1 protein-coding gene is annotated in these 1,218 nt (G+C 69.4%); it reads left to right on the forward strand.

The window, feature by feature from the left end; genetic code table 11:
• Nucleotides 1–183: 183 nt before the first annotated feature.
• A partial coding sequence (locus B4E30_RS16175; RefSeq protein WP_414683228.1) for an IS110 family transposase occupies nt 184–1,218 on the forward strand: 1,035 nt, incomplete at its 3' end.

Genomic DNA, 1,218 nt, shown 5'->3' on the forward strand with positions numbered 1-1,218 from the left:
CGTTACTTTCTTCGTGACCCGCTTGGCGGCCATGCTGGGCGGTGACGGCCTGCCGGGCCCGGCATGATTGTTGCCCCCTGTCCTCGATGATCTGGGGGGTGTTGTCACCGGGCCTGGTTGGCGGTGTGTGATCGCTGATAGGGGCCAGACCGAGCATCCCGCTCGAGGCCGTCCGTAACGTGGATGTCGAGGCGCACTGTCGCAGCTGCCGTCTCTAGTGAATGGGAGGACAGTGTGGTCACCAGCATCGACAGGTACGACGAGGTCGACGTGTTCGTTGGTCTCGACGTCGGCAAGGGCGAGCACCACGCGGTCGCGCTCGACCGGACCGGGAAGCGGCTGTTCGACAAGGCGCTCCCCAACGATGAGCGCCGCCTGCGCGCGGTCCTGGACCGGCTCACCGGGCACGGCGTCGTACTGTTGGTCGTAGACCAGCCCGCAACGATCGGGGCGCTGCCGGTCGCGGTCGCACAAGCCGCGGGAGCGCTGGTCGGGTATCTGCCGGGACTGGCGATGCGACGCATCGCGGACCTGCACCCCGGTGAGGCGAAGACCGACGCCAGGGACGCGGCGATCATCGCCGAGACTGCCCGCACGATGCCGCATACCCTCCGGTCGATCCAGGTCGCCGACGAGCAGGTCGCGGAGCTGAGCATGCTCTGCGGCTTCGACGATGACCTCGCGGGGCAGGTCACCCAGGTTTCCAACCGGATCAGGGGATTGCTCACGCAGATCCACCCCGCGCTGGAGCGGGTGCTCGGCCCCCGGTTGGACCACCCCGCGATCCTCGACCTGCTACAGCGCTACCCGTCACCGGCGGCGATGCGCGCGGCGGGCGAGAAGCGGCTCGGGAACAGGCTGATCAAGAACGCACCCCGCAAAGGCCGCGTCTGGGCTGCCGAGATCATCGCCGCGCTCGACGAGCAGACCGTCGTCGTGACCGGCACCGACGCCGCAGCGCTCGTCCTCCCGCGGCTCGCGGAGCAGCTCGCCGCACTCCGCCGGCAACGCGACGAGATCCTCGTCGAAGTCGAGAAGATCGTCGATCAGCACCCTCTTCAGCCGGTCCTGACGAGCATGCCCGGAGTCGGCGTCAGGACCACCGCCCGGCTCCTCACCGAAGTCACCACACGCACCTTCCCCACGCCCGGGCACCTCGCCGCCTACGCCGGCCTCGCTCCCGTCACCCGCCGCTCGGGCACCTCGATCCGCGGCGAG

The sequence above is a fragment of the Microbacterium sp. UBA3394 genome (assembly GCF_002358725.1).
In the GTDB taxonomy this organism is placed as follows: Bacteria; Actinomycetota; Actinomycetes; order Actinomycetales; family Microbacteriaceae; genus Microbacterium; species Microbacterium luteum.